22 protein-coding genes are annotated in these 23664 nt (G+C 69.5%); 9 read left to right on the plus strand and 13 right to left on the minus strand.

Features of this window, described 5'->3' with window-relative positions:
• The first annotated feature begins 28 nt into the window (after positions 1 to 28).
• Positions 29 to 343 carry a DUF3817 domain-containing protein gene (locus tag QRN16_RS09710; RefSeq protein ID WP_374107253.1) on the plus strand — a complete coding sequence of 105 codons (315 nt, stop codon included), beginning with the start codon at positions 29 to 31 and terminating at the stop codon, positions 341 to 343.
• Here QRN16_RS09710 and rdgB read toward each other — a convergent pair.
• The 7 genes from rdgB to clpS form a co-directional block, all read right to left on the minus strand.
• Positions 333 to 944 (minus strand): RdgB/HAM1 family non-canonical purine NTP pyrophosphatase, encoded by a 612-nt coding sequence (gene rdgB / locus QRN16_RS09715; RefSeq protein ID WP_056448927.1) that lies wholly within the window; start codon positions 942 to 944, stop codon positions 333 to 335. The two genes, QRN16_RS09710 and rdgB, sit on opposite strands and share 11 nt — an antisense overlap.
• The gene (gene rph, locus QRN16_RS09720; protein ID WP_027505493.1) at positions 937 to 1689 is read right to left on the minus strand and encodes a ribonuclease PH; all 753 of its coding nucleotides are present in this window, start codon (positions 1687 to 1689) and stop codon (positions 937 to 939) included. Before rph ends, rdgB begins: the two co-directional genes overlap by 8 nt.
• A gap of 72 nt (positions 1690 to 1761) precedes the next feature.
• Positions 1762 to 2520: a cyclic nucleotide-degrading phosphodiesterase gene (locus QRN16_RS09725; RefSeq protein WP_285185962.1), complete on the minus strand. Its 759-nt coding sequence runs from the start codon at positions 2518 to 2520 to the stop codon at positions 1762 to 1764.
• 91 nt (positions 2521 to 2611) lie between these two features.
• Positions 2612 to 3256 carry a rhomboid family intramembrane serine protease gene (locus tag QRN16_RS09730; RefSeq protein ID WP_204868616.1) on the minus strand — a complete coding sequence of 215 codons (645 nt, stop codon included), beginning with the start codon at positions 3254 to 3256 and terminating at the stop codon, positions 2612 to 2614.
• 67 nt (positions 3257 to 3323) lie between these two features.
• Positions 3324 to 4382 carry a P1 family peptidase gene (locus QRN16_RS09735; protein ID WP_222649460.1) on the minus strand — a complete coding sequence of 353 codons (1059 nt, stop codon included), beginning with the start codon at positions 4380 to 4382 and terminating at the stop codon, positions 3324 to 3326.
• Entirely contained in the window at positions 4382 to 4966 is a 585-nt protein-coding gene (gene aosR / locus QRN16_RS09740; protein ID WP_056448931.1) for an oxidative stress transcriptional regulator AosR, read from the minus strand. Before aosR ends, QRN16_RS09735 begins: the two co-directional genes overlap by 1 nt.
• Before the next feature lie 42 nt (positions 4967 to 5008).
• A complete protein-coding gene (clpS, locus tag QRN16_RS09745; RefSeq protein ID WP_027505488.1) occupies positions 5009 to 5320 on the minus strand; it encodes an ATP-dependent Clp protease adapter ClpS in 312 nt (103 codons plus the stop codon).
• Positions 5321 to 5380: 60 nt separating this feature from the next.
• Between clpS and QRN16_RS09750 the strand changes: the two genes are divergently transcribed.
• From QRN16_RS09750 to QRN16_RS09760, 3 genes are read left to right on the plus strand one after another with little or no spacing between them, the layout of a single operon-like run.
• Positions 5381 to 6670 (plus strand): nicotinate phosphoribosyltransferase, encoded by a 1290-nt coding sequence (locus QRN16_RS09750; RefSeq protein WP_285185968.1) that lies wholly within the window; start codon positions 5381 to 5383, stop codon positions 6668 to 6670.
• A gap of 2 nt (positions 6671 to 6672) precedes the next feature.
• The gene (locus QRN16_RS09755; RefSeq protein ID WP_056448937.1) at positions 6673 to 7227 is read left to right on the plus strand and encodes an isochorismatase family protein; all 555 of its coding nucleotides are present in this window, start codon (positions 6673 to 6675) and stop codon (positions 7225 to 7227) included.
• Positions 7228 to 7269: 42 nt separating this feature from the next.
• Positions 7270 to 9327, plus strand: coding sequence for an ATP-dependent DNA helicase (locus QRN16_RS09760; RefSeq protein WP_285185971.1), 2058 nt, complete (start codon positions 7270 to 7272; stop codon positions 9325 to 9327).
• Positions 9328 to 9345: 18 nt separating this feature from the next.
• On the opposite strand, the gene glgP is transcribed toward QRN16_RS09760, so the two are convergent.
• Entirely contained in the window at positions 9346 to 11925 is a 2580-nt protein-coding gene (gene glgP, locus QRN16_RS09765) for an alpha-glucan family phosphorylase (protein ID WP_056448942.1), read from the minus strand.
• A 238-nt stretch (positions 11926 to 12163) separates the two neighbouring features.
• On the opposite strand from glgP, the gene QRN16_RS09770 reads away from it, so the two are divergent.
• Genes QRN16_RS09770 through QRN16_RS09780 form a run of 3 tightly spaced genes read left to right on the plus strand, consistent with a single transcriptional unit; the run spans position 12164 to position 17843 of the window.
• Entirely contained in the window at positions 12164 to 14170 is a 2007-nt protein-coding gene (locus tag QRN16_RS09770; protein ID WP_056448945.1) for a maltotransferase domain-containing protein, read from the plus strand.
• Complete coding sequence (gene glgB, locus QRN16_RS09775) at positions 14167 to 16383, plus strand: 1,4-alpha-glucan branching protein GlgB (RefSeq protein WP_285185975.1); 2217 nt, start codon at positions 14167 to 14169, stop codon at positions 16381 to 16383. Before QRN16_RS09770 ends, glgB begins: the two co-directional genes overlap by 4 nt.
• Entirely contained in the window at positions 16380 to 17843 is a 1464-nt protein-coding gene (locus QRN16_RS09780) for a neutral zinc metallopeptidase (protein ID WP_285185977.1), read from the plus strand. The genes glgB and QRN16_RS09780 overlap by 4 nt, the downstream gene beginning before the upstream one ends.
• Here QRN16_RS09780 and QRN16_RS09785 read toward each other — a convergent pair.
• Together QRN16_RS09785 and QRN16_RS09790 are read right to left on the minus strand one after the other, a co-directional pair.
• Positions 17840 to 18721, minus strand: a complete 882-nt coding sequence (locus tag QRN16_RS09785) for a tetratricopeptide repeat protein (protein ID WP_056448951.1) — start codon at positions 18719 to 18721, stop codon at positions 17840 to 17842. The genes QRN16_RS09780 and QRN16_RS09785 overlap by 4 nt on opposite strands.
• A 69-nt stretch (positions 18722 to 18790) precedes the next feature.
• Complete coding sequence (locus tag QRN16_RS09790; protein ID WP_285185979.1) at positions 18791 to 19183, minus strand: DUF3817 domain-containing protein; 393 nt, start codon at positions 19181 to 19183, stop codon at positions 18791 to 18793.
• 150 nt (positions 19184 to 19333) lie between these two features.
• On the opposite strand from QRN16_RS09790, the gene mce reads away from it, so the two are divergent.
• Both mce and QRN16_RS09800 read left to right on the plus strand, forming a co-directional pair.
• A complete protein-coding gene (mce, locus tag QRN16_RS09795) occupies positions 19334 to 19810 on the plus strand; it encodes a methylmalonyl-CoA epimerase (protein WP_027505478.1) in 477 nt (158 codons plus the stop codon).
• A gap of 70 nt (positions 19811 to 19880) precedes the next feature.
• Entirely contained in the window at positions 19881 to 20849 is a 969-nt protein-coding gene (locus QRN16_RS09800; RefSeq protein WP_261782190.1) for a coiled-coil domain-containing protein, read from the plus strand.
• A gap of 3 nt (positions 20850 to 20852) precedes the next feature.
• On the opposite strand, the gene QRN16_RS09805 is transcribed toward QRN16_RS09800, so the two are convergent.
• Genes QRN16_RS09805 through QRN16_RS09815 form a run of 3 tightly spaced genes read right to left on the minus strand, consistent with a single transcriptional unit; the run spans position 20853 to position 23483 of the window.
• Positions 20853 to 21173 (minus strand): Rv1322 family protein, encoded by a 321-nt coding sequence (locus tag QRN16_RS09805; protein ID WP_082544702.1) that lies wholly within the window; start codon positions 21171 to 21173, stop codon positions 20853 to 20855.
• Between the two features lie 23 nt (positions 21174 to 21196).
• Entirely contained in the window at positions 21197 to 21901 is a 705-nt protein-coding gene (nucS, locus tag QRN16_RS09810) for an endonuclease NucS (RefSeq protein WP_027505475.1), read from the minus strand.
• A 31-nt stretch (positions 21902 to 21932) separates the two neighbouring features.
• Entirely contained in the window at positions 21933 to 23483 is a 1551-nt protein-coding gene (locus QRN16_RS09815) for an adenylate/guanylate cyclase domain-containing protein (RefSeq protein ID WP_027505474.1), read from the minus strand.
• Positions 23484 to 23664 lie beyond the last annotated feature (181 nt).

Consider the following 23664-nt stretch of genomic DNA (forward strand, 5'->3'; position numbering starts at 1 on the left):
CACCGGGGGTCGGCCGACCGACCGGCGGATCGAGCCCGCACTTCTGCGCTATCGCGTTCTCGCCTACGCCACCGGCGTCTGGCTGCTGGTGCTGACCGCGGAGATGGTGGCCAAGTACATCTTCGGCGTCGAGAACCTGCCCGGGTGGATCGCGATCGTGCACGGCTGGGTCTACTTCGCGTACCTGATCGTCACGCTCGACCTCGCCGTGAAGGTGCGCTGGCCCGTCGGCCGCACCATCGGCACGCTCCTCGCCGGCACCGTGCCGTTCCTGTCGTTCGTCATCGAGCACCGCCGCACCCAGCAGGTGAAGCGGGACTTCGCCGTCCGACCTACTGCGTGAGCGCGGTGATCTGAGGGAGCAACCGGCGCAGCGCGACGCCGCGATGGGACGACGCGTCCTTCTCCGCAGGCGTCATCTCGGCAGCGGACTGCCCGGCACCGTCCGGAACGAAGATCGGGTCGTAACCGAATCCACCGCTTCCGGCACGGGTTCTCGACACACTCCCCCGCCACTCGCCGCGGACGACGTGCTCACGTCCGTCCGGCAGCACCAGCGCGCAGGCGGAGACGAACGCCGCACCGCGCCGCTCGTCCGGCACGTCGGCCAGTTGCGCCAGCACCAGCGCGGTGTTCGCCTCGTCCTGGCCGTGCTGTCCCGACCATCGCGCCGACAGCACTCCGGGCATGCCGTTCAGCGCGTCGATCGCGATCCCCGAATCATCTGCCACACACGGCATTCCGGTCGCGGCAGCGCCGTCCCGAGCCTTGATCAGAGCGTTCTCCTCGAAAGTCGCCCCGGTCTCGGGAGTCTCCGGGTACTCGGCGACCTCGTCGAGCCCCACCAGTTCCACGCCGCCGACCTGCGCGGCATCGAGCACCCGCCGCAGTTCGGCGAGCTTCTTCGCGTTGCGGCTGGCGACGAGGAGCCGTACGTCAGGCACCGGGCAGCTCACCGGGGTAAGGGGCCGCGAGAGCCTCCTTCTGGATCGCGAAGATGCGCTCGCAGCCGGCGAGGGCATTGTCGAGCATGGCGTCGAGGGTGGACCGCGGGAAGGTCGCGCCCTCGCCGGTGCCCTGGATCTCGACGAGTGTTCCGGTGTCGGTGGCCACGACGTTCATGTCCACCTCGGCGCGGGAGTCCTCCTCGTACGGCAGGTCCAACCGGACGCGGCCGTCCACTACGCCGACCGACACGGCAGCGATGGCGCAGGAGATGGGCTGCGGATCGGCGAGCTTGCCGTGAGCCGCGAGATAGGTGACTGCATCGGACAGTGCCACGAAGGCACCCGTGATCGCCGCGGTGCGCGTCCCGCCGTCGGCCTGCAGCACGTCGCAGTCGAGGGCGATGGTGTTCTCACCGAGAGCGGCGAGATCGATGCAGGCCCGCAGCGAGCGCCCGATGAGTCGGCTGATCTCGGACGTGCGTCCGCTGACCTTGCCCTTCACCGATTCGCGGCTGTTGCGAGTGTGCGTCGCGCCGGGAAGCATGGCGTACTCGGCGGTGAGCCAGCCGAGCCCGGATCCCTTGCGCCACCGCGGCACCCCCTCCTCCACGCTGGCGGTGCACATCACCCGGGTGTTGCCGAACTCGACCAGCACCGATCCTGCCGGGTGCGAGGTGAAACCGCGGGTGATGGTGATGGTGCGGAGTTCGTCGTCTGCTCTGCCGTCTTCACGTGTGGACACGCCTGCCACCCTAGTCGGGTCGCCGACACGGCCCGGGGACGGACTGCCGCGCCCCGAGGGACGTGCGAGCGGTCAGACCTCGACGACGTAGCCGGGTGAGACGGCGTGCACCGGACCACTGAACTCGGCCTTCGCCTCCGCGACGACGTCCTCGCGGGACGTCCACGGCGGGATGTGGGTGAGCAGCAGTTCCGAGACCTCCGCCATGGCCGCCAGCCGGCCGGCCTCGGTACCCGAGAGGTGTACGCCCTGAGGGCGATCCGCGGCGTGTGTCCACGACGCCTCGGCCAGGAGCACGTCGGCCCCGGTCGACAGTTCGACCACCGCGTCGCACATTCCGGTGTCCCCGGTGTAGGCCAGGACGGTTCCACTCTCGGTGGTGATGCGCATGCCGTAGGACTCCGGCGGGTGGTACACGCGTCGCGGCTCGATGGTCAGCGCACCGAACGTCACCACGGAACCGTCTCGGAGGTACCGCAGATCGAGGGTGTCCGACATGTCGTCGATCCGGCCACCGCTCTCCGCGGACGCCACGCCCAGACGGAACGCCATGTCCGACGGCCCGAGAACCACGGCACGGCCATCCACCGCAGTGGGGCCGTACCGGCGCCAGACCAGCAGTCCGGGGACGTCGAGGCAGTGATCGGCGTGCAGGTGCGACAGCAGCACGTGCACGTCGGCGGGGTTCACGTACTTCTGCAGGGCACCGAGAACACCGGGGCCGAAGTCCATGACGAGCGGAGCGGTGTCGGGCGCCTCGATGAGATATCCCGATGCCGGCGAGTCCGGACCCGAGACACTGCCCGAACAACCCAGAACCGTGAGACGCATGGGTGTCATGCTGCCACGCGCGGTGAGAGGTCCGAGAGAGTTCGGCGACACACCGTGTCGTGAGATGTCCGAAGGGTGCGCACGGCTCCTGTCACCGGTGCAGTGTGGGCGACGGCGGGAGCGTGCGCGCGGCGCGTTCCCGGCGTGCGGCACCGGCGAACATCCAGGCCGCCAGCACTCCCGCGAGTGCGCCGAACAGGTGGCCCTGCCACGACACGTCCTCCTGCGTCGGGAGCACCCCCCACAACGCGCTGCCGTAGACGAGCAGCACCAGGACCCCGACGAGCAACTGCCCGAGATCGCGGGCGAAGACGCCGCGCACGATGAGGTAGGACAACCACCCGAACACGATGATCGAGGCGCCGACGTGCAGGGACGCGGTCTCGCCCGTCAGCCAGGTGCCCAGCCCACCCACGATCCACACCACCGCGGTGACGGCCAGACCGCGCGCGATGCCCGAGAGCATCAGCACGAATCCCAACACCAGCAGCGGAACGGTGTTGGCGAACAGGTGGTCCCACCCGTGGTGGAGCAGAGGGGCGAAGGCGACGCCTTGGAGACCGTCGACCGATCGGGGGCCGATGCCGTGCCGGTCGAGGGCGAGACCGGACGCCACGTCCACCGCCTCGATGACGTACAGAACGGCGACGAAGCCACCGATCACCATGGCGGCGCTCGCCCAGCGCGAGCGTCGCGGCTGCGTGGCCGGCTGCGCGCCGGAGGTTCCGAGGGTCATGGCGTCCCCGATCGTGAGGCGAGAGGTGATGTCCGGTTTCGACGATACTCGAGAGTGCGGGTCGGGCTCACGCGCCGGAACTCGGGAACACGTCCCGATAGGCAGGAACCCCGGCCACCGCCGTCGCGGCGAGGATCGCCCGCGCGATGGCGCGCTCGACCACCGGGGCGACCGCCGCGCACACTCCGTCGAGCACGGCCAGATGGGGCATCATCATCGGCATGTCCACCTCGGCGGGGCGGGCGGCCGCCCGTCCCGTCGCGACGGCGAAGATCGTGTCGCCGTCCAGCGGCGAGTGGGCCGGTCGGATCGCGCGTGCGAGCCCGTCGTGTGCGGCGACGGCCACCCGCCGGCACTCCGACTCGGTGAGCTGCGCGTCCGTGGCGACGACGCCGATGGTCGTGTTGAGGGAGGTGTCCTTCGGCGCGAGCTCGGCGGCCGCCCGCACGTCGTCCGCACTCGGGGTTCGCAGGCCCACCTCCGGGACGGACGCCGCACTCCACAGGACACCCGTCGCGGGGTCGAAGACCGATCCGACGGGATTGACGACCATCAACGCGCTGACCACCAGACCCGCCGCGGCGCCGGTCTCGATCCGTGTCGACGCGCTGCCGACGCCGCCTTTCAGGAGCCCGGCGCGCGCGCCCGTCCCCGCGCCGACGCATCCGAGCGCGAAGTCGGCGGACGCGGCTGCCGCAGCCGCTCGCCCGAACTCCGCGTCCGGTCGCACGGACCAGTCCCCCATCGGTAGATCGAAGATCACGGCGCCCGGCACGATCGGGACGACACGGTCGTCTCGGCCCATCCGCACGCCGCGCCGGTGCTCCTCGAGGTGGCGCATGACTCCGTCCGCCGCCGCGAGACCGTAGGCGGAACCACCTGTCAGCAGCACCGCGTCGATCTGCTGCACGGCGTGGGACGGATCCAGCAGGTCGGTCTCGCGGGTACCCGGCCCGCCGCCGCGGACATCGACGGCCGCGGTGACCGGCGCGTCCGTCATGACGACGGTGCAGCCGGTCGCGCGTCCGACGCCGTCGTGGTGCTCGTCGGACAGCGTGACCTCGGGATCCAACACGTGGTGGTGTCCGACGGTCAGTCCGGCGACGTCCGACAGCAGGTCGCGCATCACGGCATGAGTACCTGGACCAGCGAGTCCTGCATCCAGGTGAGCCAGTGGTAGACGTCCAGGTGCGGTGCTCGCGGATCGTCCTCCTCGAGTTGGTCGGGGGTGTCCGCATCGATGCCGAGGGTGGTGCCGAGGGCCAGCCGGACGTCGTTCAGCCCGGTCAGCCAGGAGTCGGCCTGCTCGCGGGTGAGAACGATCTTGCCGCCGCCGTTCGGCAGCGTCGACAGGATGGTCGCGCCGGCGGCGCGCTTGATGTCGATGATGTCCGGCTCGTACAGGCTGCGGAGGGCGCCGTTGAGGTCGGCCTGCTCGGCGAGCGCGTCGGACTCGGCCGTGTCGGCGCCCTCGGGCCGGTGGAAATCGGGAAGCAACCGCGCGAGCGTGGGGTCCTCGGGAGCGGAGGTGTTGCCGGATCGCATGCCGGTGAGCTCGGCCAGGTCGTCGGTCGGCGCCTCGGCGCCCCGTCGCTCCAGCAGCCCCACCACCGACTCGACGAGCGACCGCAGGACGGCCACCTCGCGGCCGTCCATCTCCGACTTGAACTTGACGCCGCCCAGCGCGTTCTTCCGGGTCCACATGCGCACGACGACGGTCCTTCCAGAGTGGGTGAGACGAGTGTTCGAGAGTCAGACGTCGTGCTGCATGGTGGCCCACAGGCCCGCCGCGTGCAGCTTCTGCACGTCGATCTCCATCTTGTCGCGGGGCCCGCTCGAGACGACCGCCTTGCCTTCCGAGTGCACCTGCATCATCAGCTCCGTCGCCTTGTCCTTGCTGTAGCCGAACAGCTTCTGGAAGACGTAGGTGACGTAGTGCATCAGGTTGACCGGGTCGTCCCAGACGATGGTGACCCAGGGTGTGTCCGTCGCGGTGTCCTCGGACACCTCCACAGCCTCGTCGGGCGTGGCCTGCGGAAGTGTCGCGGTGAGATCCGAAGCCATGGCGCCCAGGATACGGCGTACATCGGTCGCCCCGTGACACGGTGACCGCTCTAGGGTGCAGTGGTGACCTCCACTGCGCTGTTCACCGATCAGTACGAGCTGACCATGCTGTCGGCCGCCCTCCGCGACGGTTCGGCGCATCGCGCCTGCACCTTCGAGGTGTTCGCCCGGCGGCTTCCCGACGGGCGGCGGTACGGCGTCGTCGCGGGCACGGGCCGCTTCCTCGACGCTCTCCGCGACTTCCGCTTCGGCGAGGACGAACTCGCGTCGTTGTCGTTCCTCGAGGCGGACACCCTCGACTGGCTCCGGAACTACCGGTTCGGCGGCGACATCGACGGTTACCGCGAGGGCGAACTGTTCTTCCCCGGCTCCCCCGTCCTGTCCGTGCGCGGCACCTTCGCCGAGTGCGTGATCCTCGAGACGCTCGCACTGTCGATCTACAACCACGACAGCGCCATCGCCGCCGCGGCCACCCGCATGGTCTCCGCGTCCGACGGCCGGCCGCTCATCGAGATGGGCTCTCGACGCGCCCACGAGGAAGCGGCGGTGGCCTCGTCGCGCGTCGCGTACATCTGCGGTTTCGCGGCCACGTCCAACCTCGAAGCGGTCCGCCGCCACGGCATTCCGGGCGCCGGAACCAGTGCGCACGCCTTCACTCTGCTGCACACGGGCGTCGACGGGCCGGACGAGGCCGCGGCGTTCCGCTCGCAGATCGCCGCCCTCGGTGTGGGCACCACGCTGTTGGTGGACACGTACGACATCACCGCCGGCGTCGCGACGGCCATCGAGGTCGCCGGGCCCGAGCTCGGCGGCGTGCGCATCGACTCGGGCGATCTCGGTGTCCTGGCGCGGCAGGTCCGTCGGCAGCTCGACGACCTCGGCGCCACGCGCACCCGCATCGTCGTCTCGGGCGATCTGGACGAGTACGCCATCGCCTCGCTGCGGGCCGAGCCCGTGGACACCTACGGCGTCGGCACGTCCGTCGTCACGGGATCGGGCGCACCGACCGCCGGCATGGTCTACAAACTGGTCGAGGTCGACGGCATCCCCGTGGCCAAGCGCAGTTCGCACAAGGAGTCGCGCGGTGGACGCAAGCGCGCCGTCCGCCTGGCCCGCAGCACGGGCACCGTCGTCGAGGAGCTGGTGACGAAGGCCGGCGCGCCGTTGCCCGCGACCGATCCGTACACGGTGCGGGAGCTGTCCGTACCCATGGTGCGCGGCGGCGAGATCGTGCACACCGCCACGGTCGAGGACGCACGCACGCTGGTCGCGGAGGGCCTGCGATCACTGCCCTGGGAGGGACTCGGTCTGTCCCAGGGAGATCCGGCCGTGCCGACGGTATTCTCCTGACCGTGGCCACCGCACTCGTCGTCGTCGACGTCCAGAACGATTTCTGTGAGGGGGGCTCGCTGGCCGTCGAAGGCGGGGCGCGAGTCGCCGCCGCCGTCAGCACGCTCGTCGCCGGCGCGAGCTACGACGCCGTCGTCGCGACACGTGATCACCACATCGACCCCGGCGCCCACTTCTCCGAGACCCCGGACTACGTCGACAGCTGGCCGCGGCACTGCGTCGTCGGCACACCCGGCTGCGACTTCCACCCCGATCTCGACCTCACCCCGATCGAGGCAGTCTTCTCGAAGGGCGAGTACGACGCGGCCTACTCCGGTTTCGAGGGTGCCGACGAGTCCGGCACAGGCCTCGCGGAGTGGCTCCGCGCTCGGAACATCGACGCCGTCCACGTCGTCGGCCTGGCCACCGATCACTGCGTCCGCGCCACGGCCCGCGACGCCGCGCGCGCCGGCTTCGAGACGACGGTGCTGCTGGACTACTGCGCCGCGGTGAGCCCCACGACGGTGCCGGCAGTTCTCGCCGAACTCGCCGACGAGGGTGTACACGCCGACCGCTGACCGAGAGCCCGACGCGTCGGCACACCGGCGTAACCTCGCACGGTGCCGCCGAAGTCGAAGTCCGAGTTACCCACCGTTCCGAGTCTGCTCAGCACCGCGGTGACGGCGCTCGGCGGCACCGAGCGCACGGCCCAGCTCACCATGGCCTCGGCCGTCGCGCACAGCATCGACACCGGCGAGCACCTCGCGGTGCAGGCGGGCACCGGCACCGGCAAGTCGCTCGCCTACCTGGTTCCGTCGCTGCGGCACGCCGTGACGTCGGGGAAGACCGTCGTCGTGTCCACGGCGACCATCGCGCTGCAGCGTCAGCTGGTCGACCGCGACCTGCCGCGTCTGTCGAAGGCTCTCACCACGGCCCTCGCGCACGAACCGACATTCGCGATCCTCAAGGGCCGCGGCAACTACCTGTGCCTCAACAAACTGCACGGCGCACCGTCCGACGCCCCGGAGGAGGAGCTGTTCGACGCCTTCGCCGTGTCGCGGCTCGGCCGTGAGGTCAAGCGCATCACCGAGTGGTCCTCGGACACCGAGACCGGTGACCGCGACGAGCTGAACCCGGGCGTGTCCGATCAGGCCTGGCGGCAGATGAGCGTGACCTCCCGCGAGTGTCTGGGAAAGTCGCGCTGCCCCTACGGCGAGGACTGCTTCGCCGAGCTCGCTCGGGTGGACGCGGCGCGCGCCGACGTCGTCGTCACCAATCACGCGATGCTCGCCATCGACGCGATCACCGGCATCTCGGTGCTGCCCGAACACGACGTCGTCGTGGTGGACGAGGCGCACGAGCTCGTGGACCGGGTGACGTCCGCGGCGACGGCGGAGATGTCCGCGACCGCGGTCGGCGCCGCCGTGCGTCGCTGCGGGAAGCTCGTGGAGGACGAGATTCTCGACCGACTGGCCGGCGCCGCAGAGGGTTTCGCCGCGTTGCTCGACGAACTCGAGGGCGGACGCTGGGAGGAGTTGCCCCCCGGCGCGTCCCAGACGATCGCGAGCATCCGCGACGCCGCGTGGGCCGTGCGCACGGCCATCGGGCCGGCCAAGCAGGGCGGCGCCGCCGCGGACCCCGACGCGGCGGCCGCGCGGACCGCGGCTCTCGCCGCCATCGACGACGTGCACGACACCGCGGTGCGCATCCTCGAGACGTACGAGGAGAGCGATCCCGCGAAGCGGCGGGACGTGGTGTGGTTGGCCGTCGACGAGTTCCGCGGCGTCGTGAAGCGGGTGGTCCGGGTGGCACCGCTGTCCGTCGGCGGACTGCTCCGGACCCGGCTGTTCGCGGAGTCGACCGTGGTCCTCACCTCCGCGACGCTCACCGTGGGCGGCTCGTTCGACGGTCTCGCCGTCAACTGGGGTCTGCCGGCCGCCAACCCCACCCGCGTCGACGCGGCCCTCGCGACCGGCACCGAGGCACCGTCCGACGCGGACACGTTCCGGTGGAACTCGCTCGACGTCGGATCGCCGTTCGACCACGGCAGGGCCGGCATCCTCTACATCGCCAAGCACCTCACCGCACCGGGGCGCGATGGTACGTCGCCGAGTCAGCTCGACGAGATAGCGGGGCTCGTGCGCGCCGCGGGTGGCCGCACTCTGGGCCTGTTCTCGTCGATGCGGGCGGCGAAGGCCGCGGCGGCCGAGATGCGCGAACGGCTGGACACCCCCGTGCTGTGCCAGGGCGACGACGCCACCGGCGCCCTGGTCGAGCGCTTCGCGCAGGACGAGGCCACGTCACTGTTCGGCACGCTCTCCCTGTGGCAGGGCGTCGACGTCCCCGGTCGGTCACTGACCCTCGTGATCGTCGACCGCATCCCGTTCCCGCGACCCGACGATCCGCTGCTGGTGGCGCGGCAGCGCGCCGTCGAGTCGCGCGGAGGCAACGGGTTCCTCGCCGTCGCCGCGAACCACGCGGCGCTACTGCTGGCCCAGGGTGTCGGCCGACTGCTCCGCAGCGTCGACGACAAGGGCGTCGTCGCCGTGCTCGACTCCCGACTGGCCACGGCGCGATACGGCGGCTACCTCCGGGCGTCGCTCCCACCGTTCTGGGAGACGACGGACCCGGAGATCGTGCGCAAGGCGCTGACGCGCCTCACCGCCACCCAGACCTGAACCTGGACCCGCAGGGACCTACATCGGGGACGGACCCGCCACCCGACCGAGCTCGGCGTCTCCCGCGAGCAGCGGATGGTGCGGCAGGACCCGCACCGTGTATCCGACCGACCCGGAGAGCGGCAGCGTCGTGTCGGCGAGGAACCGCTCGCCGCCCGCGGCCGATCCCTGGTGCAGCATCGGGACCGTCACGACGTCGCCGAGCTGCTCGTCCTGATCGACGTGGCCGAACACGGCCTGCACGGACACGTCCGACGGGCCGAGTCCGCCGAGCCCCACCGTCGCGGACAGGGTGAGTGTCGAACCCAGCACCGGGGTGTCCGGCAGCCCGTCCGCCTCGACGTCGGTCACCGTGACCGCGGGCCACGCCGCATCGACGCGGCGCCGATAGTCGGCCATGGCCTTCGCACCGGCGTAGTCGTCGGAGATCGCCGCCGCACCCGCCCGGGTGGCGGGACCGTAGTACTGCTGCGTGTAGTCGCGAACCATCCTGGACGCCAACACCTTCGGGCCCGTGACCGTGAGGGTGTGCCGCACCATCTCGACCCAGCGCGCCGGCAACCCGTCGTCGCCCCGGTCGTAGAACTTGGGGAGCACCGACTTCTCGAGCAACTCGTACAGCGCCGCGGCCTCGAGATCGTCGCGGCGGTTCTCGTCGACGACGCCGTCGGCGGTGGGGATGGCCCAGCCGTTCTCCCCGTCGTACATCTCGTCCCACCATCCGTCCCGGATGGAGAGGTTCAGTCCGCCGTTGAGAGCGGACTTCATGCCCGAGGTGCCACACGCCTCGAGCGGCCGCAACGGGTTGTTGAGCCAGACGTCGCATCCCCAGTAGAGGTAGCGGGCCATCGACATGTCGTAGTCGGGCAGGAAGACGATGCGGTGCCGCACGTCGTGCTGATCGGCGAATCGCACGATCTGCTGGATCAGGGCCTTGCCACCGTCGTCCGCGGGGTGCGACTTGCCGGCCACCACCAGCTGTACCGGGCGGACCGGATCGAGCAGCATGGCGCGCAGGCGCTCCGGTTGCCGCAGCATCAACGTCAGTCGCTTGTAGGTGGGGACACGGCGCGCGAATCCGACCGTGAGCACCGACGGGTCGAACACGTCGTCCGTCCACGCGAGTTCGGCGTCGGTGGACCCGCGCTCGAGGGCCGAGTGGCGCACGCGGCGGCGCACTTCCGCGACCAGATCGGACCGCAGCGCCGAACGCGTCTCCCACAGGTCCGATGCGGAGACCTCGGCCAACTGCTCCCAGCCCTGCGCCTCCTCCATCGTGCGGGTTCCCACCGTGCGCGCCGCGAGGTCGAGCCACCGCTGCGACGCCCACGTCGGTGCGTGCACGCCGTTGGTGACCGAGCCGATGGGGACGTCGGACGCGTCGAATCCGGGCCAGAGTTCGTCGAACATGCCGCGACTGACGATGCCGTGGAGCTTGGAGACTCCGTTCGCGCGCTGCGCCGACCGCAGCCCCATGTGGGCCATGTTGAACACCGCGGGGTCGCTCTCGCGGCCGAGTTCGAGGATGCGTTCCATCTCGATGCCGGGCAGCAGCGACGACTCCGCCGTGCCGTCTCCGAAGTAGAGGCGCACCAGATCCGCGGGGAAGCGGTCGATACCGGCGGGCACGGGAGTGTGCGTCGTGAAGACGGTGGACGCTCGCACCGCGGCGAGCGCGGAATCGAAGTCCAGCCCGCCCGCGTGCAGTTCACGGATGCGCTCGAGACCGAGGAAGCCGGCGTGGCCCTCGTTCATGTGGAAGACGCTGGGCGCGGGAAGCGAGTGGTACTCGGTGTAGGCACGCACGGCGCGGACGCCGCCGACCCCGGCCAGGATCTCCTGCTTCACCCGGTGGTCCTGATCGCCGCCGTAGAGGCGATCGGTCACGCCGCGCAGCTCGGGATCGTTGTCGGCGATGTCGGAGTCCAGCAGCAGCAGCGGGATGCGTCCGACCTGGGCGATCCAGATACGCGCGCGCAGCACGCGGTCGCCCGGCATCGCGACGTGGACGAGCACCGGGGAATCGGACTCGTCGGTGAGCAGTCGCAGCGGCAGACCCTGCGGGTCGAGAGACGGATACCGCTCGGCCTGCCAGCCGTCGGCCGTCAGCGACTGGCGGAAGTACCCGGAGCGGTACAGCAGGCCCACGCCGATGAGGGGCAACCCCAGATCGGACGCGGCCTTGAGGTGATCGCCGGCGAGGATGCCGAGACCACCGGAGTAGTTGGGCAGCACCTCGGAGACGCCGAACTCCATCGAGAAGTACGCGATGCCCACCGGCAGATCCGCACCGGAGTCGACCTGCTGCTGGAACCATCGGGGTTGCGCCAGGTAGAGGTGCAGATCGGCGACGAGATCATCCACGCGCTGCACGAACGCGTCGTCGTTCGCCAGGTCCTCGAGGCGGGACGAGCGCACCTCGCCGAGGATGCGCACCGGATCGCGGTCACCACTGACCCACAGGTCCGGATCGATGCTCTCGAACAGCTCCAGGGTCGGCGGATGCCACGACCATCGCAGGTTGACGGACAGTTCGGCGAGTCCGGAGAGTCGGGCCGGGAGCTGCGCGCGGACGGTGAATCTGCGGAGTGCTTTCACGATTCCGAAGACTACTGCGGGCGACCGCCGCGCACCGTGGTTCCGCGTTTGCCGAGGAGCCGTTCGGGTACTTCTCCCGGTGGCGTCCGAGACTGCCGCGTGCCTCGTCCGCAGGTCGCGTCGGTGCTCTCGGTCGGTTTCGAGAAAGACCGGGGCATCTCGTCTACGGTTGACTTCGAGCTCAGCCCGACAACCCGACATCGACAGAACTGCGACAACCAGCAGAAAAGGGGCTTCGGTGACAGGCCGTATCGGCATCGACGACGTACTACCCAACACATCGTCCGGTAAGTATCCCGCCAAGGCCGTTGTGGGAGAGACATTCCCGATCACGGCCGCGGTGTGGCGCGAGGGGCACGACGCCGTCAACGCGACGTTGGCGGTTCGCGGGCCCGGCCAGGGCAAATCGGTCCACATCCCGATGGTCCCCGGCGAGCAGCCGGACATCTTCCACGGTGTGTTCACTCCCGACGCCGAAGGCTTCTGGATCGCCCGCATCGAGGGCTGGGGTGATCCGATCGCCACCTGGATGCATGCGGTCGAGGCGAAACTCGGCGTGGGCCAGGGGCCGGCCGAACTGGCCAACGATCTCGAGACCGGCGCACGCCTGTTCGAACGCGCCGCCAAGAACGTCGGTCGCTCGGAGAAGCCACTGCTCGAGAACGTCGTGACGGCGCTGCGGAGCGACGCACCGCTGCCGTCGCGCGTCGCACCGGCGTTCACGCCCGAGGTGCGCGAGATCCTGCACGAGACGCCGCTGCGCGAGCTGGTGACGCGCGGCGAGGCGATCAACGTCTGGGTCGACCGCCGCGAGGCACTCGTCGGATCGTGGTACGAGCTCTTCCCCCGCTCCACGGGCGGCTGGAACGAGGACGGCACTCCTCGCCACGGCACGTTCGAGACCACCATCGGCGCGCTCCCCCGCGTGGCGGCCATGGGCTTCGACGTCGTCTACTTCCCGCCGATCCATCCGATCGGCAAGGTGAATCGCAAGGGCCGCAACAACACTCTGACTCCGGGACCCACCGACGTGGGCTCGCCGTGGGCCATCGGCTCGTCCGAGGGCGGCCACGACGCGGTGCATCCCGAGCTGGGGACGGTCAAGGAGTTCCGCGCACTCGTCACGGCCGCGCGCAAGCTCGGCCTCGAGATCGCCCTGGACCTCGCCCTGCAGTGCGCCCCGGACCACCCCTGGGCCGCCGCACATCCCGACTGGTTCACCGTGCTCCCCGACGGCACCATCGCCTACGCGGAGAACCCGCCCAAGAAGTACCAGGACATCTACCCGGTCAACTTCGACAACGATCGCAAGGGCATCTACGCGGAGGTGCTGCGCGTCGTCAAGTTCTGGATCAGCCAGGGAGTCAAGATCTTCCGGGTCGACAATCCGCACACCAAGCCACCGGACTTCTGGGAGTGGCTCATCGCCGAGGTCAAGAAGACGCACCCCGACGTGCTCTTCCTCGCCGAGGCGTTCACGCGTCCCGCGCGGCTCTACGGTCTCGCGCGACGCGGTTTCACGCAGTCCTACACGTACTTCACGTGGCGCACGGCCAAGTGGGAGCTCACGGAGTTCGGACAGGAGATCGCCGCCAAGGCCGATCTGGGTCGACCCAACCTGTTCGTCAACACGCCGGACATCCTCCACGAGAGCCTGCAGAAGGGCGGCCCCGGCATGTTCGCGCTGCGTGCCGCTCTCGCCGCCACCCTGTCCCCCACGTGGGGCGTGTACTCGGGATACGAACTCTACGAACACGTTCCGGTGCGCGAGGGCAGCGAGGAGTACCTCGACACGGAGAAATTCGAGTTGCGCCCCCGCGACTTCGAAGGCGCACGGGCTCGCGGCGAATCGCTCGAGCCGTGGTTGACCATGCTCAACGCCGTCCGCAAGGCGCACCCGGCGTTGCAGCAGTTGCGCAACATCCACTTCCACCACGTCGACAACGACGCGATCATCGCCTACTCGAAGTTCGACGCGGTGACCGGTGACGCGGTGCTGGTCGTGATCAACCTGAACCCGTTCGGCGCCGAGGAAGGCACCGTCTGGCTCGACATGCCGCAGATCGGCCGCGACTGGCAGGAGCACCTGACGGTCACCGACGAGGTCAGCGGTCAGCAGTTCCAGTGGGGCCAGGCCAACTACGTCAAGCTCGAGCCGTGGCGGTCGGTCGCCCACATCCTGGCGCTGCCGCCCGTCCCGTTCCCCGCCCGCACCGAACTCGCCTTCCGGAAGGAGATCTCATGACGGAACGCACCACCCCCGGCGCGAGCACGGACACCCTCGCCGCTCCCGGTGATCACGACCTCTCGCTGCTCGCCCGCGGGCAGCACCACGACCCCCACTCCGTTCTCGGCGCGCACCCCATGCCGGGCGGCACCGCCATCCGGGCGTTGCGTCCCAACGCTCTCAGCGTCACCGCGGTCATCGGCGGGAAGGACCACGAGCTCACACACGTCGCGCACGGTGTGTTCTCGGCCCTGGTGCCGGTGGAGGACCTCGCGGACTACCGGCTCCGCGTCGAGTACCCGGGCGGTCACCAGGTGACCGTCGCCGACGGCTACCGCTTCCTGCCGACCCTCGGCGAGCTCGATCTCCATCTCTTCGGAGAGGGGCGCCACGAACGACTCTGGGACATCCTCGGAGCGCATCTGCAGAGCTACACCACGCCCGACGGACCCGTGAACGGCACCTCGTTCGCGGTGTGGGCCCCGGGCGCCGTCGGCGTCACCGTCGTCGGCGAGTTCGACGGCTGGGGCGGACAGACCTGGCCGATGCGCGTGCTCGGCACCACCGGTGTGTGGGAGCTGTTCGTCCCCGACATCGGCGCCGGCACGCTGTACAAGTTCCGGGTGCACGGCAAGGACGGCTCGGTGAAGGACAAGGCCGACCCGATGGCCTTCGCCACCGAGGTCCCGCCGTCGACGGCGTCGGTCGTGAACCAGTCGTCGTACGAGTGGTCGGACGGTGACTGGATCACCGCCCGCGCCGAGCTGGAACCGCACCGGGCGCCGATGAGCGTGTACGAGGTGCATCTCGCCTCCTGGCGCCCCGGACTGAACTATCGCGAACTGGCGGAACAGCTCTCGGCTCACGTACGCGAGACCGGCTTCACCCACGTCGAGCTGCTGCCCGTCGCCGAACACCCCTTCGGTGGATCGTGGGGATACCAGGTCACCTCGTACTACGCACCGACGTCGCGCTTCGGCTCCCCTGACGACTTCCGCGCCTTCGTCGACCTCCTGCACCGTGACGGCATCGGTGTCATCGTCGACTGGGTCCCGGCGCACTTCCCCAAGGACGACTGGGCCCTCGCGCGGTTCGACGGCTCCCCGCTCTACGAGCACGGCGACCCGCAGCGCGGCGAGCAGTTGGACTGGGGCACCTACGTCTTCGACTTCGGTCGTACCGAGGTGCGCAACTTCCTCGTCGCCAACGCGCTGTACTGGATCGAGGAGTTCCACATCGACGGGCTCCGCGTCGACGCGGTCGCGTCGATGCTCTACCTGGACTACTCGCGCCCCGAGGGTGGGTGGAGCCCCAACATCTACGGCGGTCGCGAGAATCTCGAGGCCGTGGCGTTCCTGCAGGAGATGAACGCGACCGTGCACAAGCTGCACCGCGGCGTCGTCACCGTGGCCGAGGAGTCGACCTCGTGGCCCGGCGTCACGCGTCCCACCAGCGTGGGCGGCCTCGGCTTCTCCATGAAGTGGAACATGGGCTGGATGCACGACACGCTCGGGTACATCGGGCGCGATCCGATCCACCGCGCGTACCACCACCACGAGGTCACGTTCTCCCTGGTCTACGCCTGGAGCGAGAACTTCGTGCTGCCCATCAGCCACGACGAGGTCGTGCACGGGAAGGGCACGCTCTGGTCCCGCATGCCGGGTGACGACTGGGCGAAGGCCGCGGGTCTGCGCGGCATGCTCGCCTACATGTGGGCGCATCCCGGCAAGCAACTGCTGTTCATGGGCCAGGAGTTCGGCCAGACCGCCGAGTGGTCCGACGAGCGCGGTCTCGACTGGTGGGAGATCGGCGAGGAGGGAAGCGGCTCGCTGCACCGCGGTGTGCAGCACCTGGTCGGCGACCTCAACCGCACCTACGTCGCAGGCCCGGAGTTCTGGACACAGGACGGCTCGCCCAGTGGCTTCTCGTGGATCGACGCCAACGACACCGCGAACAACGTGCTGAGCTTCCTGCGCTTCGGCGACGACGGCTCCGTCACGGCCTGCCTGTTCAACTTCTCCGGTTCCCCGCACGGCGACTATCGTGTTGGATTACCCGAGCCGGGCCGATGGGTCGAGATCCTCAACACCGACGCGGAGGTCTACGGCGGTTCGGGAGTGGGCAACCTCGGTGAGGTCACCGCGACCGAGCACTCGTGGCACGGTCGTCCGGCATCCGCTCGGGTCGCCCTTCCGCCCTACGGAGCGATCTGGCTCAGACTGGAGAGATGATGCGCGGGGCTCGCGTCCGGTTCGGCTGGTCCGCGAGCCTCCTCGCACTCGCCGTCACCACTGCGCTCACCTCGTGTGGCGCGGTGGTGACGGGCTCCCCCGTCTCCATCTACGACGACCCCTTCACCGTCGCCGGTCTCCCCGTCACGGACGGCCCGTCCGGCCCGAGACCCGGTGTCTCCCATGCCCAGCTCTACGTCGACGGCGCAGCCGGAACGGACGTCGACCTGCTCGCGACGGATGCCGTGGACGACATCCAGAAGTTCTGGCGCACCACGTACTCGACGCTGTTCCGCGGATCCTTCCAGCCCGTCCGGTCGCTGGTGTCCTGGGACGCCACCGCCGACGCCGGCGAGGGTCCGCTCTTCTGCAGCGAACCGACGGACGGACTCGCCAACGCCGGATACTGCTCACTCGACGACAGCATCGGCTGGGACCGTGGTCTGCTCATGCCGGCCATGATCGACGCCTTCGGACCCATGTCGGTGGTCATGGTGCTCGCCCACGAGTACGGCCACGCCGTGCAGACGCAGTCCGGCCTCGTCGGGGACGACGACCCGACCATCGTCGCCGAGCAACAGGCAGACTGCTTCGCGGGCGCCTTCATGCGCCATGTCGCCGAGGGCGACTCGACCCACTTCACGCTCGACACCTCGGACGGGTTGAACGACGTCCTCGCGGCCACCGTGGCCGTCCGCGACGTCGACCCCGGTGATCCCGACTCGGTGCACGGCTCCGCGTTCGAACGGGTCACCGCCGCCCAGATCGGCTTCACCGACGGCGCCGGGGCCTGCACGCGCATCGACGAGAAGGAGGTCGAGTCGCGGCGCTCGACCCTTCCCCAACAGTTCGACAGCCCTCTCGACACCGGCGAGCTCCCCGTCACGCAGGACTCGCTCGAGCAGTTCGCCGCGACGTTCGAACAGGTGATGCCCACCGCGGATCCCCCGACGGTCGACTACTCCGGCGCCGACACCGGGTGCGCGGACGCGCTCACCACCGAACCGGTCTCCTACTGCCCCTCCACCAACACGATCGGTATCTCGGTCGACGCGCTGGCCGATCGCGGACGTCCCACCGAGGTGAGCGAGGACGACATCGTGCCTCTCGACGTCACCGGCGACTACGGCGCCTATGTCCTCTTCGTCTCCCGGTACGTGCTGGCCGTGCAGAACGAGGCCGGCCAGGGCCTGACGGACGCCCGAGCCGCGCTCCGGTCGGCGTGCCTGTCGGGAGTGGTCACCGCAGCGCTGAGTCCTTCCGACACGGCCGCGGCGCAGAGGTCGACGGTGACACTGTCACCGGGCGACCTCGACGAGGCGGTGTCGGGTCTGTTGTCGGACGGGCTCGCCGCGAGTGACGTGGACGGTCGCACGGTCCCCAGCGGCTTCGCGCGCGTCGACGCGTTCCGCTGGGGCGTGCTGGGTGGCCGGGAGGCGTGCGACGGCCGCTACTCCTAGTAGAGGGCGGACGCCAGCTTGCGTCGAGCGGTGACCACCAGCGGATCCGCCGGGTCGAAGAGCTCGAACAACTCCAGCAACCGGGCGCGAGCACGGGCGCGATCGTCCTCACGCGTGCGCCGGACCAGCTCCACGACACGAGCGAACGAGTCCTCGGTCCGCTGCTGATACAGCAACGCGTCGGCCGCCTGGAGACCGAGATCGACGTCGTCCGGCGCCGCGTCGGCCTGCTCGACGATGTCGTCCGGCAGCCCCTGGACGCGTGCCAGGAATCGGACCTGACGCACGCCGTTCAATGCCTGCTTGTTGGCCGGCTCGGCGTCGACGATCTCCTGGAAGGCCGCCTCGGCACCCGCGAGGTCACCCTCGGCGAGCGCGGCCTCGGCTGCGTCGAAGCGCGGGTCCTCGGGCTCGGGGGCCGGTTCGTCGGCGTTCGGGACACCGGTCAGCTTCCCCTCGACGGCGCGGGCGATGGCCGCCAACCACTCACGCAGGCTCTCCTCGGGCTGCAGGCCCTGCAGATCCGCGAGGGGCTGGCCTGCTGCGACGGCGACCAGCGTGGGAACGGCCTGCACGCCGAAGGCCTGCGCGATGCGCGGATTGACGTCGACGTCGACGTTGGCGAGCACCCAGGCGCCGTCACCCTCGACCGCGAGGGCCTCGAGGGACTGCGTCAGCTGCAGCGATTGCGGGGAGCGCGGCGACAGCAGATTGACGATCACGGGGACCTGGCTCGAGCGCACCAACACCTCGGCCTCGAAGTCCACCTCCGTCACCGTGACGGAGACCGCGAGACCGTTGGCGGCGGTGGGAGACGGCGGCGCGGACGCGGCCTGTGCCTTGGCCTTGAGCGCCGAGAGGTCGACCGCGCCGGACATGGCGGCGGCTGCCGCGGCCGACGGACGTACTGGTGGGCGAGATCCGGGTCGAGTCACGAGGTTATTTTGTCACTCCGCCGCGGCCCGCGGCGATGCGGCTCCGGCCGATCGAACCAGACGTCCGGTCCTCGACGCCCACACCTCGAAGACGATGGTGCCGAAGGGCGGGATGCTCGCGAGGAGTGCGAGCGCCGTGACGCCCTTGCTCCACCGCAACGCGAGGGCGGTCAGCACGGTGATCACGAGGTACAGGACGAAGACCGCGCCGTGCAGCATGCCCGGGATCCGGACACCACTGTCGATGTTGGGGTCGGGGACGTACTTGACGGCCATGCCGATGAGCAGCGCGACCCAGGTGACGGCTTCCGCGACCGCCACGACGCGGAACCACCGCACGATCGGCGGCTGCGAGAGCGTGGAGGACGCGGCAGGTGCGGTGCTGGAGAGCTGGTTGTCGGCCATGTGTCCATTCTGCCGCAGTCGGTGAACGGTCCTCGACCATCGGCGGCGTCGCCTTGGCCACACAGAGTTGGCGGTCGTCCAGCGATGCCGACGATCGATTGTGACCCAGACCACGCCCGAACTGCCGGAAAAAAGGTCTAACGTCAAAGTATGACGACCACCGACGAGCACACGACGGCGACCGCGGACGCGGTGACGGCAGGCCTCGTGACGGCCATCGACCACGTGGGGATCGCAGTGGCCGACCTCGACGTCGCCCTCGAGTTCTACCGGGACCACTTCGGGATGACGGTGACCCACCGCGAGGTCAACGAGAGCCAGGGTGTCGTCGAGGCGATGATCTCCGTTCCCGGTGCCGCCGACGGCGCCGCGCAGATCCAGCTCCTCGCTCCCCTCGACGAGACGTCGACCATCGCCAAGTTCCTCGACCGGAACGGTCCCGGCCTGCAGCAGCTCGCCTTCCGCGTCCGCGACGTCGAGGAGACCGCGGCGTTCCTCCGCGAGCGTGGTGCCCGGTTGCTGTACGACGCTCCCCGCCGCGGTACCGCCGATTCCCGGATCAATTTCGTGCACCCCAAGGATGCCGGCGGCGTCCTCGTCGAACTGGTCGAGCCCGCCGCGAGCTGACCCCTCCCCGGAACCCGTCGTGATCAGCACCCGACGGCCGAAACGGGGCGCGTGACGGTAGGTTGTCCGCATGGCACCAGAGAACGTCAGCGGTAGCAGCTCCCTGCCCTTCAGCGTGGTCCGCAAGGGGTACGACAAGGACGAGGTCCAGCGGTACTTCGAGCGGTTCGATGCCGAGCTCCGCGTCATCGCGACCGATCGCGACGCGGCGGCCGCGCAGGCCCGCGATCTCGCGGTCCAGCTCGAGGACGCCCGCGACGAGATCGACGATCTCCGTAAGGACATCGATCGGCTCTCGGTCCCCCCGACCACCGCCGAGGGCATGAGCGATCGCATCTCTCGCATGCTGCGACTCGCCTCGGACGAGGCGTCCGAGGTGCGCGCCAAGGCCGAGGCCGACGCTGCCGAACTCGTGTCCGTGGCCGAGCAGGACGCCACCCGCATGCGCGGCGAGTACGAGGGCCTGGTCGCCGAGCTCAAGGACCGACGGTCCGCACTCGAGACCGAGCACGAGCAGACCATGGCCGAGGCGCGCACAGCCGCCGCCCGCATCGTCGAGGAGGCGCAGGCCGAGCGTGATCGCCTCGCCGCCGAGGCCGAGAAGAAGCGCGCCGCGGTGCAGGAGGACTTCGAGATCACGATGGCCGATCGCCGCACCAAGGTGATGAACGCCGTCGACGAGCTCGAAGCCGACTCCAAGGCCGAGGCGGATCGTCGGCTCGCCGATGCCACCGCCGAGGCCAAGCGTCGGCTCCAAGCCGCCACCGAGCAGTCGGAGCGCCGCATCGCTCACGCCAAGGAGCTCGCCGAGGAACTGCGAGTCCTGCGTGGCCGGGTGCTCGCTCAGCTGCTCGGCATCCGCGGCCAACTCGATTCCGTGCCGGCCATGCTCGCCTCGGTCAACCGGGAGAGCGAACTGCTCGACGCACCGTTGGCGCCGGACGATCTCGAGATCGACGAGTCACTCCTCGACGAGGCACCGGCCGAGACGTCGAGCGAGCGCTCCTCGAACGGCCAGTCGAGCTCGACCCAGTCCTGAGGGTCAGGACCACCTGCGGGTGAGCCCGCGGGTACCGCGGCCGGACCAGCAACCCGTGTGCCAGTGCCGCCTGTCGTCGGGTCCGCCGAGTTTCTCGGCGGGCCAGACGACCACGTGCGCCACACCGGGCATGATCTCGTGGTCGCAGCCGGGGCACCGATAGGTCTTGGTCGCACGAGCGCCGGGAATCGGGCGCACGACGTACTCCTCGTCGCCGTCGAAGGACGGGCCGCGCTCCACTCGCGCCGTGGCGTCACCGAACGTCGGCGCGGGTCGCCCCGGTCGGCCCGACCGGCCGGCTCGTTGGTTGTTGCGTCTCGGCACTCGACCGATGGTAGGCGACCGCGTCAGAAGAGCGTGAACGCGGACGATTCGATTCCGCGGAGCGAGTCGTAGTCCAGTGTGAGGCAACGAATCCCGCGATCCTCCGCGAGCGTCTTCGCCTGCGGCTTGATCTGCTGGGCCGCGAACACGCCCCGCACCGGAGCCAGCAGTGGATCACGGTTCAGGAGTTCGAGATAGCGAGTCAGCTGCTCGACACCGTCGATATCTCCTCGACGCTTGATCTCCACCGCGACCGTCGCACCGTCCTCGGCGCGGCACAGAAGGTCCACGGGTCCGATCGCCGTCGGGTACTCCCGGCGTACCAGGGTGTACCCGTCACCGAGCGTGTGCACGTGCTCGGCGAGCAGTTCCTGCAGATGGGACTCGACGCCGTCCTTGGTCAGACCCGGATCGACACCCAGCTCGTGGCTGCTGTCGAGTTCGATGTCCTCGATCGTGATGCGCAGTTCCTCGCCGGCCTTGTTGGTCACGACCCACAGCTGTCGGTCCGCGGGCACGACGTCGCCGTCGGCAGGGAGAGCCTCTGCAGGGTTCTCGACCAGCCAGCACGGCGGCGTCATCCAGTTGAGCGGCTTGTACGCCCGATCGTCCGCGTGGACGCTCACGGATCCGTCGGACTTGACGAGCAGTAGACGCTTCGCCCACGGCAGATGGGCCGTCAACCGGCCGACGTAGTCGACCTGACACCGAGCAATGACCAGACGCACCGGGCCACCCTATCGACCGTGTGGGCCGCCGTCAGGCAGGGGTCGCGAGCTGCGTCTCCTCCGACCGCCCCCGCAACGTCACGCTCTTGCCGAACGACCACTCGTCACTCGACTGATTGTGGGCGTGCTCCACCGTGCGTGCCGACGCCACCAGACGCCCGTCCGCAGACTTGGCGAGCTCGGACAACCGGGCCGCCTCGTTCACCGGATCTCCGATGACCGTGTACTCGAATCGTTGCTTCGCACCGATGTTGCCCGCGACGGCTCGCCCGGACGCGATACCGATGGCTGCCTGGCAGTCCGGGACCTCGTTCTCGAGTCGCCGCATGATTGCGCGAGCCGCGCTGAGGGCCTCCCCGCAGTGATCGTCGAGATCGCCGGGAGCACCGAAGATGGCGAGCGCCGCATCGCCCTCGAACTTGTTGACGAAACCGTGATGCTTGTCCACCTCGTCGACCACCACGTCGAAGAAGCGGTTCAACAGATCCACCACCTGCGCCGGGGGCTGGGAGGCAGCCAGCTCCGTGGATCCGATCAGGTCGATGAAGAAGACGGCGATGTCGCGCTCCTCGCCGCCGAGCTCGGGATTGCTCTTCAGCGCGGCCTCGGCGACCTCCATGCCGACGTGGCGACCGAACAGGTCCCGGATCTTGTCCCGCTCGGCGAGGCCCTCGGCCATGCGGTTGAAGCCGCTCTGCAGTTCGCCGAGCTCGGTGCCGTCGTAGACGGACACCCGTGCGTCGAGGTTGCCGCGTTCGATCTCGACCATCGCCGAGCGCACGTTGTCGATGGGCGCCGTCGTCGCCAGACCGCCGAGCAGCGTCAGCGCGAAGCCGAACAGGAACGTGATGCCGCCGAGCGCGAGGATGGCGACCGCGAACTGGTCGGCGGTGGTGTCATCGCGGATGAACGAGGCGATGGCGATGACCATGAGTCCCGCCACGGGGACGCCGGTACCGAGGAGCCACGAGAGGATGGAGCGCCCCATCACCCCGGCGATACGGATACGGCGGAGATCGCCGGCCTCGAGAGCACGCGCCGCCGCCGGGCGCAGAGCGAACTCCGTCAGCAGGTAGCTGAACGCGCAGACGGTCGCACCACCGAACGCGATGGTGAACGCGACCTTGGGGATGGAGTTGGGATCGATGATGCCGTCGGCCGTCGTGACGATGACGAGCCCGCCGATCCAGAGGCCGATCTGCAACCGGGTGAGCCGCCACGGCATCGCCAGCGTGCGCTTCTGTTCCTTGCGGGTGGGCACGCGGTCCTCGATGGCCCAGCGCAGTCCCTTGACGGTGCGCTTGGTTCCCCACCCCACTCCGATGAGGAACGCGACCACGAGGTAGCACGGGATGAGGATGAAGTTCACCCACCAGTACTCACGGGGCGTGACGACGTCCGGCCCCGGCACGACCACGCTGATGAGTGCACCCACGATCACGGCGCCGATCGCGTTGGCGCCCAGCAGGAAGACGGTGAGCAGAATCTGCACCCGGATACGCCGGCGACGCGGTGATTCCTCGGTGTGCCCGAGCAGCGGGGAGCCCAGAGGCGATATCGAGCGTCGTGGTTTCTGCGGCATGGTGGATACGAGACTATCCCGGCGCGCGTAGGACGGGACTCTGCTTGATCGGACTGTGTCCGGACACCGATACCCGTGAATGCAGAAAGCCCCCCGACCGGTGGTCGGGGGGCTTTCTGGGAAGGGTTGTTCGGCGGTGTCCTACTCTCCCACACCCTGTCGGGTGCAGTACCATCGGCGC

This window comes from Rhodococcus sp. MEB041, assembly GCF_030208955.1.
Taxonomy (GTDB): Bacteria; Actinomycetota; Actinomycetes; order Mycobacteriales; family Mycobacteriaceae; genus Rhodococcoides.

Coding starts and splice junctions, on each gene's coding strand:
- QRN16_RS09725 (WP_285185962.1), bottom strand. CDS start 2,520: ATGCGTCTCACGGTTCTGGGTTGTTCGGGCAGTGTCTCGGGTCCGGAC.
- QRN16_RS09730 (WP_204868616.1), bottom strand. CDS start 3,256: ATGACCCTCGGAACCTCCGGCGCGCAGCCGGCCACGCAGCCGCGACGC.
- QRN16_RS09735 (WP_222649460.1), bottom strand. CDS start 4,382: ATGCGCGACCTGCTGTCGGACGTCGCCGGACTGACCGTCGGACACCAC.
- clpS (WP_027505488.1), bottom strand. CDS start 5,320: ATGGCTTCGGATCTCACCGCGACACTTCCGCAGGCCACGCCCGACGAG.
- glgB (WP_285185975.1), top strand. CDS start 14,167: ATGACGGAACGCACCACCCCCGGCGCGAGCACGGACACCCTCGCCGCT.
- QRN16_RS09780 (WP_285185977.1), top strand. CDS start 16,380: ATGATGCGCGGGGCTCGCGTCCGGTTCGGCTGGTCCGCGAGCCTCCTC.
- QRN16_RS09785 (WP_056448951.1), bottom strand. CDS start 18,721: ATGTCCGGCGCGGTCGACCTCTCGGCGCTCAAGGCCAAGGCACAGGCC.
- QRN16_RS09790 (WP_285185979.1), bottom strand. CDS start 19,183: ATGGCCGACAACCAGCTCTCCAGCACCGCACCTGCCGCGTCCTCCACG.
- mce (WP_027505478.1), top strand. CDS start 19,334: ATGACGACCACCGACGAGCACACGACGGCGACCGCGGACGCGGTGACG.
- QRN16_RS09800 (WP_261782190.1), top strand. CDS start 19,881: ATGGCACCAGAGAACGTCAGCGGTAGCAGCTCCCTGCCCTTCAGCGTG.
- QRN16_RS09815 (WP_027505474.1), bottom strand. CDS start 23,483: ATGCCGCAGAAACCACGACGCTCGATATCGCCTCTGGGCTCCCCGCTG.